The 17,998-nt window shown below is 37.8% G+C and carries 16 protein-coding genes and 1 other annotated feature; of the genes, 1 reads left to right on the top strand and 15 read right to left on the bottom strand.

Annotated features, from left to right (window positions below):
* Nucleotides 1-16: 16 nt before the first annotated feature.
* From KI375_RS03385 to KI375_RS03320, 14 genes are all read right to left on the bottom strand, one after another.
* Nucleotides 17-658: a DUF4129 domain-containing protein gene (locus tag KI375_RS03385; protein ID WP_212972143.1), complete on the bottom strand. Its 642-nt coding sequence runs from the start codon at nt 656-658 to the stop codon at nt 17-19.
* Between the two features lie 29 nt (nt 659-687).
* Nucleotides 688-1,590: a hypothetical protein gene (locus KI375_RS03380; protein ID WP_212972142.1), complete on the bottom strand. Its 903-nt coding sequence runs from the start codon at nt 1,588-1,590 to the stop codon at nt 688-690.
* 208 nt (nt 1,591-1,798) lie between these two features.
* Nucleotides 1,799-2,713, bottom strand: coding sequence for a UDP-N-acetylmuramate dehydrogenase (gene murB, locus KI375_RS03375; RefSeq protein WP_374706796.1), 915 nt, complete (start codon nt 2,711-2,713; stop codon nt 1,799-1,801).
* Between the two features lie 227 nt (nt 2,714-2,940).
* Nucleotides 2,941-4,635 (bottom strand): arginine--tRNA ligase, encoded by a 1,695-nt coding sequence (argS, locus tag KI375_RS03370; RefSeq protein WP_212972423.1) that lies wholly within the window; start codon nt 4,633-4,635, stop codon nt 2,941-2,943.
* A 282-nt stretch (nt 4,636-4,917) separates the two neighbouring features.
* Nucleotides 4,918-5,126: a binding site (T-box leader), on the bottom strand.
* Nucleotides 5,127-5,287: 161 nt separating this feature from the next.
* Nucleotides 5,288-5,797 (bottom strand): mismatch-specific DNA-glycosylase, encoded by a 510-nt coding sequence (locus KI375_RS03365; RefSeq protein WP_212972141.1) that lies wholly within the window; start codon nt 5,795-5,797, stop codon nt 5,288-5,290.
* A gap of 6 nt (nt 5,798-5,803) precedes the next feature.
* The gene (locus tag KI375_RS03360; protein WP_212972140.1) at nt 5,804-6,661 is read right to left on the bottom strand and encodes a dimethylarginine dimethylaminohydrolase family protein; all 858 of its coding nucleotides are present in this window, start codon (nt 6,659-6,661) and stop codon (nt 5,804-5,806) included.
* A 101-nt stretch (nt 6,662-6,762) separates the two neighbouring features.
* Entirely contained in the window at nt 6,763-7,830 is a 1,068-nt protein-coding gene (locus tag KI375_RS03355) for a branched-chain amino acid aminotransferase (RefSeq protein WP_212972139.1), read from the bottom strand.
* An 18-nt stretch (nt 7,831-7,848) separates the two neighbouring features.
* Complete coding sequence (locus KI375_RS03350; protein ID WP_212972138.1) at nt 7,849-9,096, bottom strand: glutamate-5-semialdehyde dehydrogenase; 1,248 nt, start codon at nt 9,094-9,096, stop codon at nt 7,849-7,851.
* Nucleotides 9,097-9,116: 20 nt separating this feature from the next.
* Nucleotides 9,117-10,208, bottom strand: a complete 1,092-nt coding sequence (gene proB / locus KI375_RS03345; RefSeq protein ID WP_212972137.1) for a glutamate 5-kinase — start codon at nt 10,206-10,208, stop codon at nt 9,117-9,119.
* Nucleotides 10,209-10,541: 333 nt separating this feature from the next.
* Nucleotides 10,542-10,829: a DUF6509 family protein gene (locus KI375_RS03340; RefSeq protein ID WP_212972136.1), complete on the bottom strand. Its 288-nt coding sequence runs from the start codon at nt 10,827-10,829 to the stop codon at nt 10,542-10,544.
* A gap of 14 nt (nt 10,830-10,843) precedes the next feature.
* Nucleotides 10,844-11,449 (bottom strand): DedA family protein, encoded by a 606-nt coding sequence (locus KI375_RS03335; protein WP_212972135.1) that lies wholly within the window; start codon nt 11,447-11,449, stop codon nt 10,844-10,846.
* A gap of 449 nt (nt 11,450-11,898) precedes the next feature.
* Nucleotides 11,899-12,921 (bottom strand): hypothetical protein, encoded by a 1,023-nt coding sequence (locus KI375_RS03330; protein ID WP_212972134.1) that lies wholly within the window; start codon nt 12,919-12,921, stop codon nt 11,899-11,901.
* A gap of 112 nt (nt 12,922-13,033) precedes the next feature.
* A complete protein-coding gene (locus tag KI375_RS03325; RefSeq protein WP_212972133.1) occupies nt 13,034-13,882 on the bottom strand; it encodes an SDR family oxidoreductase in 849 nt (282 codons plus the stop codon).
* Nucleotides 13,882-14,634 carry an exodeoxyribonuclease III gene (locus KI375_RS03320; protein ID WP_212972132.1) on the bottom strand — a complete coding sequence of 251 codons (753 nt, stop codon included), beginning with the start codon at nt 14,632-14,634 and terminating at the stop codon, nt 13,882-13,884. Before KI375_RS03320 ends, KI375_RS03325 begins: the two co-directional genes overlap by 1 nt.
* Before the next feature lie 271 nt (nt 14,635-14,905).
* Here KI375_RS03320 and KI375_RS03315 point away from each other — a divergent pair, with 271 nt between their 5' ends.
* On the top strand, nt 14,906-15,538 hold the full coding sequence (locus tag KI375_RS03315) for a metal-dependent hydrolase (RefSeq protein WP_212972131.1): 633 nt from the start codon (nt 14,906-14,908) through the stop codon (nt 15,536-15,538).
* Nucleotides 15,539-15,623: 85 nt separating this feature from the next.
* On the opposite strand, the gene metE is transcribed toward KI375_RS03315, so the two are convergent.
* Nucleotides 15,624-17,912: a 5-methyltetrahydropteroyltriglutamate--homocysteine S-methyltransferase gene (metE, locus tag KI375_RS03310; RefSeq protein WP_212972130.1), complete on the bottom strand. Its 2,289-nt coding sequence runs from the start codon at nt 17,910-17,912 to the stop codon at nt 15,624-15,626.
* Between the last annotated feature and the right edge of the window lie 86 nt (nt 17,913-17,998).

Here is a 17,998-nt window from a genome sequence, read left to right as displayed (position 1 = left end):
ATTTTCCCCCTTTCTTTTATTCTTCTGAAGCGTGCTGTTTTTCTTCTAGACCTGCTAGAATATCTTTCTTGTAATGCTCGTATTCTACTTCTTCAATTTGATGTTCACCATAGGTCACTTTATCGAAAAAATGAGCTAAAGTGTAAAATTTATGCGCCCAAGCTGGATTGGTTCTTTTTAATTCCGCATAATATTCCCAATTGGTTTTCCAGATTTTCGCTTCAAGCCAACCACATTGATTGAAATATAAAAGTAAAGCCAAAAATAAATGGCGTGTAGCCTTCGTATAATCCCCAACTTCTTCTAGTTTTTTTGTTTCAGCTAGATGACGCTGATAAGACCATTCCATCTCGGATAAATTTTGTAATGGTTGTTGATGGCGAAACTTACTTTTTCGTACACGACGACGGATGAACAATGTGATGGTAATTGCTAATAGCAGTACAACAATCACAATTAAAGTAATAAGTAAAATATTTGCTGATGTATCTATCGTTTCCATTGATGGAAACAACTTTTCGAGTTGATCGATCAACCATTGCTTGGCTTTAGACCACCAGATTTGCAATATATTTTGCGTATCTTGGTTGTACACCTGATACTCTTTGCCATTCAGGACTTCTTCTATATCTTGTCTCGCTTTCTCTGGATCTAACATATTTCCATCACCTAACCTATTCAGGTCCGTTATGGACGAACATTATATTCACTAATTAAACTTTTTAAATCTTCTGCTTCAAAACGTAATTTTAAATCATAATACATAACAGAATAGCCAACAGCAAAAATCATACTGGTAAATAAATTGACAACTCCAGTAATGAGGGTAACCAATACACTATTCCCTAAAATGATCGCAAATGAAAATTCAACCGAATAAGTAATGCTGGAAATAATCAAGAAAAAAACAATATAGAGCCCAAATAGTGCCCATACGCGGCTTTTTGTCATTTTCCAAGATTTAGAGAATCCAAGTGGTTCTTCCCCAAGAATAACGGGGCCAAAATAAAAACTCCATCTCGTCAGTAGATAACCTACTCCAATAATCATTCCGAGTATCATTAGAAGGGCAAGGATCACACCAATAGCAGGATGAATGAATCCACTAAGGATTGCGACAATACTAATGAAGATAACCGGAACAAAAATTAAGCCAAAAGAAATCAGTCCAAACAAAAAACTACTTGCCAATAAATAGCCGTAGCGAGGAAAAACCTCTTTCAACACTTGCCCCAATGTGAATGTTTCATTTTTGCGGATATGATTGATCATTAACATAATTGTTCCTAATGTCACTGGGTATAAAAAAATACTAATAAAACTTACAAGACTAATTCCAAGATCTGCCATTATATTAGCAGGTGTCTCTTCAAAACTCATAACAGTTTGCTCAAACCAGAACTCCCCTTCTCCGGTCCCTTTAAAAAAGCCTGCACCTGACACAAGTCTAATCAAGGCTTGCAATAAAAAAATAGGCCCCATAAAGAGTAAGAAAACAGTAAAAAATTGTGCAAAATAATTTTTCCCTAAACTGAATGAATGATCTAAAATTTTTCCAAATCCCTTAGGACTATTAAATTTGGTATCCAACGAATATCCCCCTTATTACACTCTATAAAGTAATCATAAGGATTATTTTAACATTAATCGAACATAAGCAGGGAAACGTTTTTTACTTTTAGGCTGAAATTCTTGTTTTGAGAATGTTCAAAAAGTCCAGTCGTTTTAGGGCCTTGAATATATATAAAAAATCAGACAGGTTTTCGTTTTCCCCCGTCTGATTTTCTAATAGATAAGCCTACTCATCGCCTATGATTTTAACCTCAGTTTCTAAGTCTACGCCAAATTTATCTTTCACTGTTTTTTGTACATGTTGAATGAGCTTAATATAATCAGTTGATGTTGCATGATCGACATTGACAATGAAGCCCGCATGTTTCGTTGATACCTCAGCTCCGCCAATTCTAGTTCCTTGTAAGCCGCTGTCCTGAATTAGTTTTCCTGCATAGTGGTTAGGCGGACGTTTAAAAACACTTCCACAAGAAGGATATTCTAGTGGTTGTTTTGATTCACGTAAAAATGTATTTTCATCCATTTTCGCTTTAATGGCTGTTGGATTTCCCATTTTCAACTTGAATGTAGCGTCTACAATGATATATTTATTCTTGGCAAATACACTATTTCGATAGGCAAAATCGAACTGATCTTGTCCGAGCGTTAAGATTTCCCCTGAAGGTGTCACCACTGTAGACTGGATGAGCACTTCCGAAATTTCTCCACCATACGCGCCCGCATTCATAATCAGAGCTCCACCAACTGTTCCTGGAATGCCACAAGCAAACTCGAGGCCGGATAATTGCGAATCAAGAGCGGCTCTTGACACATCAATAATACTAGCACCGCTGCCACAATAAATTTCTTCATCACTTATACTAATCTTGTTAAACTTCTCCAAACTTATCACTATTCCACGAATTCCTGTATCTCTTATAATTACATTTGTTCCTCTTCCCAAAATCGTCAAAGGAGTTCCATGCTGATCTGCATATTGGACAATCGCTTGTAATTCCTCAATTGTACAAGGGATAGCAAAAATATCACTATTCCCACCCGTTTTGATAAAAGTATGGCTTGATAATGGTTCCGAGCATAAAAACTCAACCAATGGTAATTTTTTTTGTAAATCCTTCATCATATTCAAAATTTCTTCCATTTTATTCTGCCTCTTATAAATTATTTGCGAAAATTCACATCAAAAAAAGTGACCCGTTCGCAACGGTTCAAAATTCATTATACTAAAATGTCGAATTGATTGCAGTATAAAGTAAAACCTTATCCCATTCAGAAGGGGGCTTTCATCCCCCTGCAGCTCCATGGGCTATCTATTATCAACATATTCAGCAAGCCCAAATTCGTTCTACATAGGGATTTCACCTAAGATCACATTTGCTTTGGGGCCTGTATTCCCAATAATCTAAGACCTTCTTCTAACACAATTATCATGGACTTAACAAGGGCCAAGCGGGTTGCAAGATAGTGATCATCATGCAAAATCTTAATATGGGCGTAATATTTATTAAAATCTTGAGATAGTTGGATTAAATACTTTGAGATTTCGGATGGTTCATTACGCAAAAAACTTTTTTCGACGATCGCAGGAAATAACATAAGCTGTTTGACAATCATCCAGCTTTCTTCTTCTATTTTTCCTGTTATATCCTTAGTGTCATCCAAGCGATCCGTTTTTCTCAAGAGTGAACAGGCTCTAGCGTGAGTATATTGCACATAAGGACCTGTATTCCCTTCGAACTTTAACATGTCCTCAAGAGAAAACTCAATATTATTTTGTTTTTCGTGTTTTAAATCATGAAAAATAATCGCCCCTACTCCGACCATTTTCGCTACTTCTTCTTTCAATGGTAAATTTGGATTTTTTTCTTCAATATTTTTTTGGGCAAGTTGAATGGCTTCTTCCATTACTTTTTCTAATAACACCACTTTGCCTTTCCTAGTGGACATTTTTTTCCCATCCTTTAAAATAAAACCGAATGGGACGTGAGCAATATTTTTAGCCCACGGGTGATTCATTTTTTCTAAGACGCGGATTACTTGTTGAAAATGCAGACTTTGTTCCTGACCTACTACATAGAAGGCTTTATCAAAATGGTAATGATCATGACGATAAATAGCAGCAGTTAAATCCCTTGTTGCATATAAAGTGGCCCCATCCGATTTCTGAATTAAGCATGGGGGTAAATTGAATTCTTTTAGCTCGACAATCTGGGCGCCATCTGAGTGTTCAAGTAGCTGAAGCGAAGCTAGCTTGTTTACCGTTTCTTCCATTTTATCATTATAAAAGGCTTCTCCCTGATACGAATCGAAACGAACATGTAACAAATCATAGATCTTAGTAAATGCATGAAGCGATTCCTCCCGAAACCATAACCATAGTTGAGAGGCTTCCTCATCACCATCTTCTAGTTTCTTAAACCACATTCTAGCCGCCTTTTCGAGTTGTGGGTCCTTCTCAGCTTCTTCATGAAACTTAACATATAAGGATAATAATTCCTTAATCGGCTGCTGTTTCACCTGCTGCTCATTTCCCCATAGCTTATAGGCGACAATTAACTTTCCAAATTGCGTTCCCCAATCACCCAGATGATTAATACGGATCGCTTTATACCCACACTTTTCGGCAATGTAAGCTAGTGAATTTCCAATTACGGTTGATCTTAAATGCCCCATTGAAAAAGGCTTAGCAATATTGGGAGAGGAAAAATCCACTACTACGTTTTTTCCTTCTCCGAAGTTCCATGAGCCATAGTTCCTTCCATCTTGAATAATTTGTTCTAAAGTATGCTTAACAACCGTTTCCTTATGGAGAAAAGCATTCACATAAGATCCTTTAGCCTCGATTTTGCTAAATAAAGGATGTGCTACCTTCTCAGATAATTCTCTAGCTATTTCTTGCGGAGATTTTCGCCACTTTTTGGCAAGAACAAAACACGGAAAAGCTAGATCACCTTGTTTTTCATATTTGGGAATTTCGATTAATTCTTCGATTTCTTCATAAGATAAAGTATCATCCAGTTGCTCTGTAATTTTCTTCGCATATTCTTCTGTAAAATATACCATTACCACTTCACACTCCCCATTTTTTAACAAAAGCGCAACGCCTTTCTGACCAACATCCTGTTGTACTTCGCAAGCAATTGTCCCTGCCCCCTATGATGCCTTTTCCCTTCATAGAGTCCAGACCGCCACATCCCCATGTCTTCGCCGATGAACTCACAACCTTTGAGCTTCTAGAGCTCTAGGCGCTGGAGCATGAAGTCGCCCCCAACCAACATCAGTAAATCATTCACAAAGCTGCGATTTTTACAATTCCTTAAGAAACAAAAAAACTCGCCTCTAAAATTAAGAGACGAGTTGAATCGCGGTACCACTCTGATTGTTCATATTGAACCTGCTTTTATGTTATAACGGAATCTCTCCGGCTAAACCCTACTATACCTTCAGGCCGCTCCTCAGAAGTGCGTTTCATGAACAAACAGACTGCTAGGCTTTCACCATCCCTAACTCGCTTATGCCGTATTGATCATTACTCTCTTCATCAAAGGATTTATCCCGAATCAACCGCCAGTTGATCCCAGATTAGTTCAACTAACAGGTAGGGGATGAAGAAAATCCCCACTGGTTGAAGTTTCACTTTATTAATTAATTTTCGTTATTATAATGGATTATTTATAGAAAAGCAACCTCTTTCCTTACAAATTCCACCTCAATATTAATCAAGCAGATTTCCTAATTGGCTATAAATTTCTTTCATTTCTTCAAGACTCATTCGCACAAGACCACTCGTTGAAGGAGCCACAAAATCAATCACTCCAGGAATCGTTTGATCTGGCTGACTCCCCCATTCTGCTTTTCTTTTCCCTGAAAATTGTAGATAAACTCCTTTTCCTACAAAACAGACGATTTTCGGTCGATAAAAACGAATTTTTTCTTCTAATACGTCTTTCCCTTTTCGATATTCTTCCTTTGTAATTTCTGCAGCATTTCTCGTTGGCCTCGGAACAATATTTGTAAATCCGTACCCTTGTGCAAAAAGGGCGTCCCCCTCACTTGGAAGATATCTTCGTTCCGTAAGTCCTGCTTCAAATAGAAGCTTCCAAAACTTATTCGTCGGATTTGCATAGTGATGACCGGTTTCACTTGAACGAATACTAGGATTAAACCCAACAAACAGAAGTTTTAGTCCTTTTTTTAGATGATCTGGTACAGGTTTTAGTGACACGATGCATCATTCCCTCCTTAGGATCGGTAAGGTACAGCATCGAAAAGAGCCTCCTGATTTAATGATTTCAGATAAATCGATTTCTATTACCGTATACCCTTTCTTTCTTAATTGTTGATTGACTTTTTGATTAACAGGTAAGCTAAAGAGCCTTTTGCCTCCTATTGACAGAACATTTGTCCCAAGTGTAAATTGTTCATCTTCCGTTACTTCAATTAAATTATATTTTTCCTTTAACAGCGCAATTGTATTTTCATCAAAAGCTTGAGGAAAATACAACGCTTCCTCCTTAGACAAAATATTAAAGACACAGTCTAAGTGTAAATACTGATCTTGAAACGGAATGGGAACGATATGATAGTCAGGAAGAGCATTTTTTAAAAAGGATATTGCCTGTTTATTGGTACGACTGCTTACTCCGACATAAACAGTGATTCCGTCTATCATGACATCGCCACCTTCAATCCTCCCTTCCTGGATATCCAGATAAGGTAATTGATGATGGGTTAGACTATTTTTTAATTCAATTTCTTCTCCCTGACGAATAGTTCTCGCCATTTTCGAGACACAAACTTGGTGACCAATGGTAAACCCAATATCCCTTGTAAACACTTGTTCAGGATATTCCTTTTTAGGTGGAATCACGAAAACTTCTACTCCACATTCACGTAAAGAAGTGATAAATTGAAGATGCTGTTCTTCCGCAAGATGATGATCAATTTGCCGGTTATTATAATGCTTCTGCGTTTCGTTAATAATCTCGCGAATCGCCATATATTTTGGTTCACATAAAATGACTTTTTTTAATGCTCCATATTCATTGTTGCAAAATACATTCTCTCGTTTGTCTTGAATTGCCATCATTTTTCTCCTTGTTTTGGCGATTAGTGTATGCTTTCAACACCCGCCATAATGCAAAATAGTAACTAATCAGCTTTTGGACTGGACTAGTTACTATCAGCGTTTTATTCTACTTTCATCACCCAATTTAACGGATCTGCTTCTTTTCCAGTTTGAATACCTGTTAAAGTATCATAGAGCTTTTTTGATACTTCTCCAGTTTCTCCATTATGGATGGTGATTTTATGATCATTCCAGAAGAGCTCTCCAATTGGTGAAATAACGGCTGCTGTACCAGTACCAAAGGCTTCTTCTAGTTTACCTTCTTTATGCGCTTCGTAAACCTCTTCCATCGAAATCTTTCTCTCTACCACAGGGATGTTCCAGTGCTTTAATAATTCTATAACAGATTTGCGTGTGATCCCTTGTAAAATACTTCCATTTATTGCAGGTGTAATAATTTCTCCATCTATTTTAAAGAACACATTCATACTGCCGACTTCCTCAATATACTTATGTTCTTTCCCATCTAACCAAAGGACTTGTGAATAGCCTTCTCTTTCAGCTACTTCTTGCGCTTTTAAGGCACCTGCATAGTTACCTGCAGTTTTAGCATCGCCCGTTCCGCCTTTCACAGCTCGCACATATTCGCTTTCCACCGCAATTTTTACCGGGTTCATTCCTTCTTTATAATAAGCACCCACCGGAGATAAAATAATCACAAATTGGTAGGTCTTGGACGGTGCTACACCTAAGTAAGGCTCAGTCGCAAAAATAAACGGACGAATATAAAGAGAAGTCCCTTCCTTCGTAGGAATCCAAGCACGATCAACGGAAATGAGCTTTTTCAATGCCTCTAAAGCTAGATTTTCATCGATCGCCGGAATACATAACCGTTGATTGGAACGGTTCATGCGCTTCATATTTTCATCAGGTCTAAATAGCAATACTTCTTGATTTTCTGTTACATATGCCTTTAATCCTTCAAAAATAGTTTGACCATAATGAAAGATCATCGCAGCAGGATCTAAAACAATTGGTTGATAAGGAACAACTCTGGCATCAAACCAGCCCTTGCCTTCCTCATAGTTCATCATAAACATATGATCCGTAAAATAACGGCCAAAAGGCAATTGTGCATCGGTTGGCTTTTCTTTTTGATCTTTGCTTAATTGTACTTTAATTTCTTGCATAGGGCGTTCTCCTTCGCTTTAATTTCGTATTTGTCCATTACCGTAAATAAAGAACTTACTCGACGTAAGGGCTTCTAATCCCATCGGGCCGCGTGCATGTAATTTTTGCGTACTTATGCCTATTTCTGCACCATAGCCGAACTCAAATCCATCGGTAAAACGTGTAGAAGCATTATGATAGACAGCCGCTGCATCGACACTATTTAAAAATTGTGCAGCATGTTGATCCTGTCTAGTTATAATGGACTCTGAATGGTGGGTTCCATAATGATTGATATGATCAATCGCTTCTTGGACACTCGATACGACCTTCATACTGATCGATAAACCCAAATATTCTGTCGTCCAATCCTCTTCTGTTGCCACAAGTATATTATGACACTTCTCTCTAATGATTTCATCTCCGTAAATTTCTACGTTGTTGTCTTGGAATTTTTGTACGAGCTCTACTCCGTATTCTTCAAACCATTTTTCATGAATTAACAAAGTTTCAATCGTATTACATACAGAAGGTCGTTGAATTTTCGCATTTAAAGCTACGTTTTTAGCCATTTCCCATTCAGCTGATTCATCAATAAAAACATGACAATTGCCTGCCCCTGTTTCAATTACCGGAACGGTTGATTCCCGGATGACTGTTTCAATTAATTGTTTACCACCTCTAGGGATTAGAACATCTAAATACTCATTTAAGCGGAATAGCTCTTTTGCTGTTTCCCTGCTTGTATCTTCTAATAATTGAACTGAGTCTTGGGGTAACCGACTATTTTTTAATGCTTGATGAATGACTTTTACAAGCGCCATATTAGAATATTTTGCCGAGGAACTTCCTCTTAAAATAACCGCATTACCCGTTTTTAAAGCTAATGTTGCTGCATCGATCGTAACATTTGGCCGTGCTTCATAGATCATACCGATCACCCCAACAGGGACACGTTTCTTATAGATGTGCAATCCATTCTCTTTTTCAATTTCTTCGATTGTTTCTCCAATTGGATCTTTAAGTTGGATTAAAAGCTCTATCGCTTGTGCCATTGCTTGGATACGTTCTTCATTTAACATGATCCGGTCCAATATGGCTGTGGAAATCCCATTCTCTTTTCCAAATTGTAAATCTTTTTCATTAGCTGTAAGCAATTCTTGTTGTGATGCTAATAATTCATCTGCAATAAACTTTAGTGCCTGATTTTTTTCCTCTGTGGTTACATTCACTAAAGCATAGCTTGCCTGCTTTGCTGCAAACCCCTTCGTTTTGACTTCGCTCATAAATATATTCCCCTTTCTTTTTAAAATTGTACCCAACGATTACGATGGATCACTTCTATGGTTGGTTTTATTTCCTTCTCTATCTGCCGCTTCTCAATCGTTCTCTTTAGGTCATCGGATGAATAGCTTACTTCTCCTTTGCCTAATAAACCACTACTACCAAAAACTTCTACTACATCTCCCTTATGAAATGTTCCCTGCACTTTAAATACCCCTGCAGGTAAAAGACTTTTTCCATTATGAAGGATCGCTTCTTCTGCACCTGAGTCTACATAAATCCTACCTGATAAAGCCGAATGAAGCGCAATCCACTGGCGGTTGGTATTAATAGATGAAATAGAAGAATTGGAAATATAGGTTCCATCTCCCTCTCCTTGTAAAATTGTCATCAATTTATTCGGCCCTGCTCCTTGGCCGATAAAAACAGGAACACCTAAGGAATGCGCGGTTTTTGCGGCTAGAAGCTTGGAACGCATGCCCCCAGTTCCTACTTTTGACCCTATTTCATCTACACCTTTCATGAGTTCATCAGGAATTCCCTCTAAGTAATCCAACCTTTTGGCATCTGGATGTATGCGGGGATTGGCTGTATAGATTCCATTGATATCTGTTAAGATTATTAGTTGATCAGCATGGAGAAAGCCACTAACAAGCGCCGATAGCATGTCATTATCTCCGAATGTTAATTCCTCAATCGCAACCGTATCATTTTCGTTAATAATCGGCAGAATCCCTCTATCAAGTAGTTCAGACAACGTTGCAAAAGCATTTCGATACCTTTCTCGATCGCTGAAATCTGATCTCGTTAATAGGATCTGTGCGGGAATAATCTCAAACTCTTTCAACTTTTCAATATATGATTGGATTAAAAGGCTTTGACCGACAGCGGCAGCGGCCTGCTTCCCTTTTAAAGTCACAGGGCGACCTGGATAACCCAAACAAGCAAACCCAGCGGCTACTGCCCCAGAAGAGACGAGGATCACCTCATGCTTGGCATCTCGTAATTTAGCAAGGGCATGGATATGATCATTAAATTTATCTTGATCAATTTCCCCTTTATCATTTGTTAAGGAACTACTTCCTATTTTGACCACAATACGTTGCTTTTTCATTTCAATCACCTATACATATATAATATAAAAAAAGCTCACTCATCCTTAAAACATTAAGGACGAAAGAGCTTTTGACTTCCGCGGTACCACCATAATTGGATGCTTTCATAGCACCCCACTTTGCCTATAACGCTGAGGTTTGCGCCCATGTTTAACATGGGACTAAAAAGGCAGGTTCTGTGGGATGAATGTGGCGAAATCTTCCAGCTTGTAAATTTCACTCTCTTGCACATCAAAGACCACTTACTAATCCTTTTTTACGTTCAATGATTTGCTAACATTATGACGAAAATAACCCGAATTGTCAAGGGTCGAACAGACTACGTAAGCTGCCTAATCCTCTTTAAAATGCTGATTGCAGAAATTAAGAACGAGCTCTTCCTCCTCGTCTTCAAGAGCAAAGTCTAAAATGGTGTTTGAGCTTCTTTCCATAAATTCATAATGAAGAATGTTTTTTCCTTGACTGCCGCCAGCAAAAATCACCCTTAACAATAAACCATTTTCAGAAAATAATTCATCTTCTTCTGGTACTTCGATTTCCAAAAAGAACTCATATCTTGTTCCTTCAAGAATTCCAGTTGGATCATGTAATGCTTCTACTGTATATCCAGTTATATCCATCATTCATACCTCTCTCACGTCCGTCGTTTCTTTAAGAAGATACCGAACACAATCATTAATGATATAGCTAATCCAATATATACGAAAGTAGAGTATACGTCCATTATTTCAACAATTTTTGTCCAGGATTCCCCAACTGCTGCACCAATACTTACTAAAATCACATTCCAAATCAAAGTCCCAAGTACTGTCAATAGAAAGAATGGAATAAAATGCATTCGTGCCATTCCTGCGGGGATTGAAATTAAACTACGAACTAATGGGATAAACCGGCAGAAAAACACAGTCCATCCACCGTGCTTTTGAAACCAGAGCTCTGCTTTTTGAATATCTTCCTTTTTTAAACGCAATAGATACCCCCAACGATCAATTATTTTTTCAATGCGTTCGGGATTAACCAAATAACCAATTCCATATAGGATCACTGCCCCAATCGCTGACCCTAAAGTGGCGAACCAAACGACCCCCATCAAGCTTAAACTGGATGTGGTGGTCATAAACCCACCAAAGGTAAGGATTACTTCAGAAGGGATTGGTGGAAAAATATTTTCTATCGTAATTAAAAAGAGAATGCCAACATAACCGTACTCTTCCATAATCGTAATAATCCAATTATCCATATGAACACTCCTAAAGATTAAAAACTTGTCTATTTTATCATACAAGCAATTTCAGTTAAATATCACTGAAATTATAGCTGAAATGACACGTTCTGTCTTGTCTTAATAGAAGATGTATAAATATACACACCGTTTTACTGTTAAAAATGAATAAATATAAGGGGGCGGCAGGGTTATTTCCCAAAAACCTTGCACCTGGTACTAATACCGCTTCTAACTATTAGTACCAGGTCCTAACAATTTGAGTCGAACACTATAAAAACTGCAGTCGTCCACCTTTAAAAGTTTTTCTGGAATACTTTTTTAGTATAATTTTATTTACGCATAAAAAAACAAGCATCTAAATCGATGCTTGAACAATTCCTAGAAAGTTTAATAGACATTTGCACATTCTTCCTCATAAAACCAATGGAGTTACATCGCCCTACAAGGGGTTGGTCATATCAAGGCTACCTATTGAAATATTTTCGTGCTTTCTCGGCAATATCCTCTGGATATTTATAGCTTAATGGTTCTTGATGTAACACTTGAAAATAATTGATATCACTTGTATTTAGTCCTCCCAGAGTAAATCGAGGAATGATTCGAACATGGGGAGTTTGCAGCCCGTTTGGATCGATTGATAGTTGTGTTAGCAAATTAAAGCTGGTAAATCCCTGTTCTGCAAACACTTTGAAAACCAATTTAAGTCCAGTTGCAAAATCGCTCCAATCCTGTTCCGATATGTCAAACATCGATTGTTTATTTTGGAATATCGCTAGAAAATCATTATGCCCTTTTGGTGCAAAGGCGTGCATCCATGCTATCTCGCCAGTTTCTCCAATCCATCTTTCTCCTAATTCCTTCTCAAGGCTACTTAGCTTTTCAAAATAATCGCAATCATTCACTTGCCTAAAGGCTTGGACTGCATTATTCACCTGTCGCTGATAATTCGTTGCTACTTTTGAAGCAATCACATGTAAATGCGGATGAAGAATACTCCCTCCTGAATGAGGTAAATAATTCCAATTTATCGATGCATATTTTATAGCAGGATCTGTTTTAGCTATTTTTCCAATATAAAGTTGGGCAGCCAAAAAAGCATTCTTAATCATATCAGTCGTGAACTCGTGTAATTGAACATAGTGTTGACCCGAGAATAAGACAACACCATTCTGTTGACTGTAAGGAAACAAGTTTGGAAAAACGATCGCATCTCCTTGGATAATCCGTCCTTTATCAGCAATGTTTTTAGGAAAAACGGGCGTCATTGTAAAAATGTTCTCTGGACAGAACGGGCAGTTCTCTCCTCCTGTCAGTTTGGCAGCTTCAGAATAATCAGTTGGTGTGACGGAAAGTCCGGCATCAAAGATAATTCGCGATGTTTCACTTGTCAGCGGATCAAAGCGAACCTCCGTTTTACGGTTAATTGCTTCTCCTTTCCCATCATAAAATGAAAACAATTCTTCCTGTTTATTAAATTTTATTTCCATTTCACTCTCCCTCTCATTTTTCCATAAGAAATAAAGTTACCTCTATTTCTCTACAATATAACAACTATTTTCAGTATTTTCAAATAAAATATTGATCGTTAGCGTAATAGCTTCAACGCTTTAATTTAATGAATACGAGCTTTTCCCATAAGCGCCATGAGATTAGTTGCTTCATAAGTAATAATCCTTTTACACCTTTTCCAATTGGATAGCGAAATTTATTCAGTTTTTGTTTTGTACAAAGATTTACAATCAGGAGAGCGACATTGCGTGGATCACCATAGCTTGAACTCCCACTTTCCAGTTCAGCTTCAAGCGCTGTCATCATAGACACATAGGGAGATGTAGAAAGCAAAGATGATTGAGCTACTCTCTTTCCCTTTGTCCAAATATTTGTTTGAAAAGAGCCAGGTTCAATAAGAGCAACATCAATTCCAAATGATTTAACTTCTAATCTTAGGCTTTCTGACCAACCTTCAAGGGCATGTTTTGAGGCTACATAAGGAGACAGTCCAGGAAAAGCTATTTTCCCAGAAATGCTGCTCATATTTATAATCTTTCCATTTCCTTGTTTACGCATATAAGGGAGAACTGCTTGTGTAACTGCAATCGTACCAAAAAAATTCGTTTCAAATTGCTCTTTATATTCGCGCAAACTGATTTCTTCAGCAAATCCACCTAAGGCAAAACCAGCATTATTAATGAGAACATCAATAGAAGGCAGATCGGAGAGAAAAGAGCTAAGCTTTTGTATGGATTGAGAATCCGTAATATCTAATGAAAAAAACTCAATAGAGCTATCTTTCACGCCTTCTTGTTTACATAACTTTATTATGTTATCCTTGTTTTTCAAATCCCTCATGGTTGCCAGAACATGGAAATTTCTCTTTGCTAACGCGATTGTCGTGATCAATCCAAAACCACTTGACGCCCCTGTAATCAGTACTGTTTTTTTATTCATCAATCTATCTCCAACATAATAGGACAATGATCGCTCCCCATAATATCACAATGAATCTGAGCATCTACAAGGCTCGTTTTTAATCTTTCAGATGTAATAAAATAATCAATTCTCCAGCCGATATTTCTTTCCCTTACTTTGTTCATGTAGGACCACCAGGTATAGGCCTCTGTTTGATCTGGGTAAAAATAACGAAATGTATCAATAAATCCATCCTCAAGAAAAAGGGTCATTTTTCCTCGTTCTTCTACAGTGAAACCAGAATTTCCCTGATTTGATTTAGCATTCCGCAAATCTATTTCTCTATGAGCCACATTTAAATCCCCACAAAGAATTAGTGGCTTAATTTGATCTAATTGTAAAAGATATAATCGCATCCTCTCTTCCCATTGTAGACGATAAGGAAGTCTAGCCAAGTCTCTTTGTGAATTGGGCGTATACACATTAACAAGGAAAAAATCTTCGAATTCAAGTGTAATAATGCGCCCTTCCTCTTCTTCCTCTGCCTCACCTACTCCATATTTAACGGAAAGAGGTTCGATTTTTGTAAAAACAGCTGTTCCAGAATACCCCTTTTTACGTGCGTAATTCCAATATTGATGATAACCATCTAAATCTAATTCGATTTGCCCTGCTTGCAATTTCGTCTCCTGCACACAAAAAATATCCGCATCGACCTCATGGAAAAAATCCAAAAATCCTTTACGGACACACGCTCGTAATCCATTTACATTCCAAGATACAAGTTTCATTGTTTTTACCCCTTTAAAGTTTAAATTTTACCGGACTTTTTGAACACTCTCTTAAACATAATATTTTTATTGTGACATTTTTCTCTCTATCAAACAAGTGATCGGCTTGTTATAATGAGAAGATCGTGAAGAAAAGCGCAAGCGCCCTAGTATAGGAAGAAAACTAAATTCGCGCCGTTGGATTCGAATCCTACGAGCCTCTCGGGACTAGGCGCTAAAGCTGGATCCTAACACTAGCAAAATTTTATTCTTTTAGAAAGGACAGAGTATCATGGACGGAAAAACACATTTTATCGCGGGAGCTTTGATCGGATTTGGCGTTGCCCAGTATACCCATGTTGACTTGGTGACAACGGCTTCCTTTACCCTTTTGGGAGGATTTTCTGGCTTGGTGCCAGATTTAGATGTTTCAGGTGTTTTAGCTAGAAAGCTATCAATTAATAAAAAATGGGCAATTCTTGTTCTCGGGTTCATTGGTCTATATTTGATGTCCTCGAGTTTTTTAAGCCCCAATACATATTGGTCAAAGCAACAAGGAATTTTACTAGGATCTGGCTTCCTCATTTTCCCGCCCCTTTTTATGAGGCAAAAATGGATGTTAACCTTAACAGGTATACTGGTTGGGGTGCTCGGTTTCTATTATAGTAGCGTATGGATGATCATGTTTGGGATCTATATTGGGATCGCTTCTCTTTTGCCACATCGTTCGCTGACTCACTCCCTTTTAGGTCTGTTCTATTTTGCTGCATTGGGCCATTACATGGAGAGAGAAGTCCTCCTAGAAGGACTGATGTTTGTTTGTACAGGAGCTTATGCAAGCCATCTTATTTTAGATATGAAGTGGATTCCAAAAAACCGAAGAGGTGTAAAACTATTTTTACCTTTTTCAAAAGTTGAGCTATAAAGCGAGACTGCTAATCTCTGAGAAACATTCCACAAAAAGAAAGCCGCATTCGCTAAAGGAATGCGGCTTTTTAACAATGGTGTCCTTAATTTTTCAGGGCTTGAAGCTGTTCTTCTCTGATTTCCTTTGCCACCTCCACCATAACTTTTAAAGCAGCGATGGTTTCTTCTTCTTTTCTTGTTTTTAGGCCGCAGTCTGGATTAATCCAAAATTGCTTCACTGGGATCGTGGCAAGAGCTCGATACACATTATTTTTTAACTCTTCTTTAGCCGGTACACGTGGACTATGAATATCGTAAACACCTAAGCCAATTTCCTTATCATACGTATTTTCTTCAAATGTCGAAATGATTTCTCCGTGGCTTCTAGATGTTTCAATCGAAATCACATCAGCGTCTAGACGATTGATCGCATCATAAATATCGCCAAAACTGGAATAGCACATATGTGTATGAATTTGCGTGCTATTTTTTACGGTTGCTGTTGCTAGTCTAAAAGCATGAACAGCGTGATTTAGATAGGCTTCCCAATTTATTCTCTTTAATGGAAGTCCCTCGCGCAAGGCTGGTTCATCCACCTGAATGATCGTGATATTATTTGCTTCTAATTCTTCAATTTCCGCACGGAGGGCAATAGCGATCTGATTTAGTACCTCAAATTCAGAAATATCATCACGCGCAAATGACCAATTCAAAATTGTAACAGGACCTGTTAGCATTCCTTTTACATGCTTATCTGTCAATGATTGTGCGTAGACACTTTCTTTGACAGTCATTGGATTTTCGAAGGAAACATCTCCGAAAATAAGTGGAGGTTTAACACAACGCGACCCATAGGACTGTACCCAACCAAATTTTGTCACTTGAAAACCATTTAACTTTTCGCCAAAATACTCTACCATATCCGTACGCTCAAATTCACCGTGGACTAATACATCAAGGCCAATATCTTCTTGAATTTCAATCCATTTCTTTGTTTCTTTCTCAATAAATTGCTCGTAGTCTGCGGTGGGTAGATCGCCTTTTCTCCAACGTAATCTTTCTTTACGAACTTCAGCAGTTTGTGGCAAGCTGCCGATTGTCGTAGTTGGTAATAAAGGAAGTTGTAATGCCTCCTGTTGCTCTACAATTCTTTCTGAGAATGGAGATATTCGGTCTACTTGTCCTTGTTCCAAATTAGCGTAACTCTGTGCATCCCCACGATAATCAGACTGGTTTAATCTTTGAATCGCTATCGTACTTTCATTGATTTCTTGACTAATTTTCTCTTTACCATTTTTAAGTCCATCGGAAAGTATCGCAATTTCTGTTAACTTTTCATCCGCAAACGACAAACCTGCTTTAATGATGGGGTCTAAAGTTTTTTCTAGTTCCTTGGTTATCGGTACATGTAGCAATGAGCATGATGGCTGAAGAATGATCCGGTCTTTCTCGACAATTTGTTGAATGATTTCTAAAACACCCCATGTTTGCTCTAAATCTTTTCGCCAAACGTTTCTTCCATCAATAACACCAGCAAATAGCACCTTATCTTGTGGAAAACCAAATTGACGAATGACTTCTAATGTATCCCCGTGGACAAAATCGAGTCCAAAACCAGCAACAGGGAGATTAATCAACTCTTCGTAATGATGAATTGACTCAAAATATGTTTGCAAGGCAATGTTTAGATTCGGCACAGCATCCGCGATCGCCTGATATGTCTGTTTAATAAGAGGAATTTCTTGTTCAGCTAACTCTGTTACGAAAATAGGTTCATCGATTTGTACCCATTCTACCCCCTCTGCCTCTAACTCTTTCAAAATTTGAATATATAAAGGGAGTAATTCCTCTAACAGGGTGTTGAATTCTGTTTCTTTATACCCCTTACCAAGCTTCAAAAAGGAAATTGGTCCAAGAATGACTGGTTTCCCTTTAATCCCTAATTCCTCTTTTGCTTCTTTATAGAAATGAAGTGGGCGATTTTCTACCAAAATCGGTTTTGCATTATCAAATTCTGGTACGATATAATGATAATTCGTATTGAACCATTTCGTCATCTCTGAAGCATATGCTTCCTTTGTTCCTCTCGCGATAGCAAAGTATGTGTCTAATGAAGAAGCTGATAAACCACTATTTTGAAAACGTTGAGGTACAATACCAAACATAAGTGCTGTGTCCAATACATGATCATATAAAGAGAAATCTCCCACTGGAATTAAGTCAATCCCTGATTCCTTTTGCTTTCTAAGCCCATTCAAACGGATCTCCTTCGTGGTGTCTAATAACTCTTGTTGGGAAATACCTCCATTCCAATATTTTTCTAATGCCTTTTTCCATTCACGCTGCTCCCCAATTCTCGGATAGCCAATATTAGATGAATTTATTTGTGTCATGTCAATCTTCCTTCCTGTTTGTTTTTTAAATGCGTGTTCAAAAAAGGACCAAGTCGGCTAAAAGCGCTGACGTTCTGTTAGCAACG

Source organism: Bacillus sp. J14TS2 (genome assembly GCF_018333015.1).
GTDB lineage: Bacteria > Bacillota > Bacilli > Bacillales > Bacillaceae_C > Lederbergia.
Note: the sequence above shows the minus strand (reverse complement) of the source record. Positions and strands in the feature narration are given on the sequence as shown.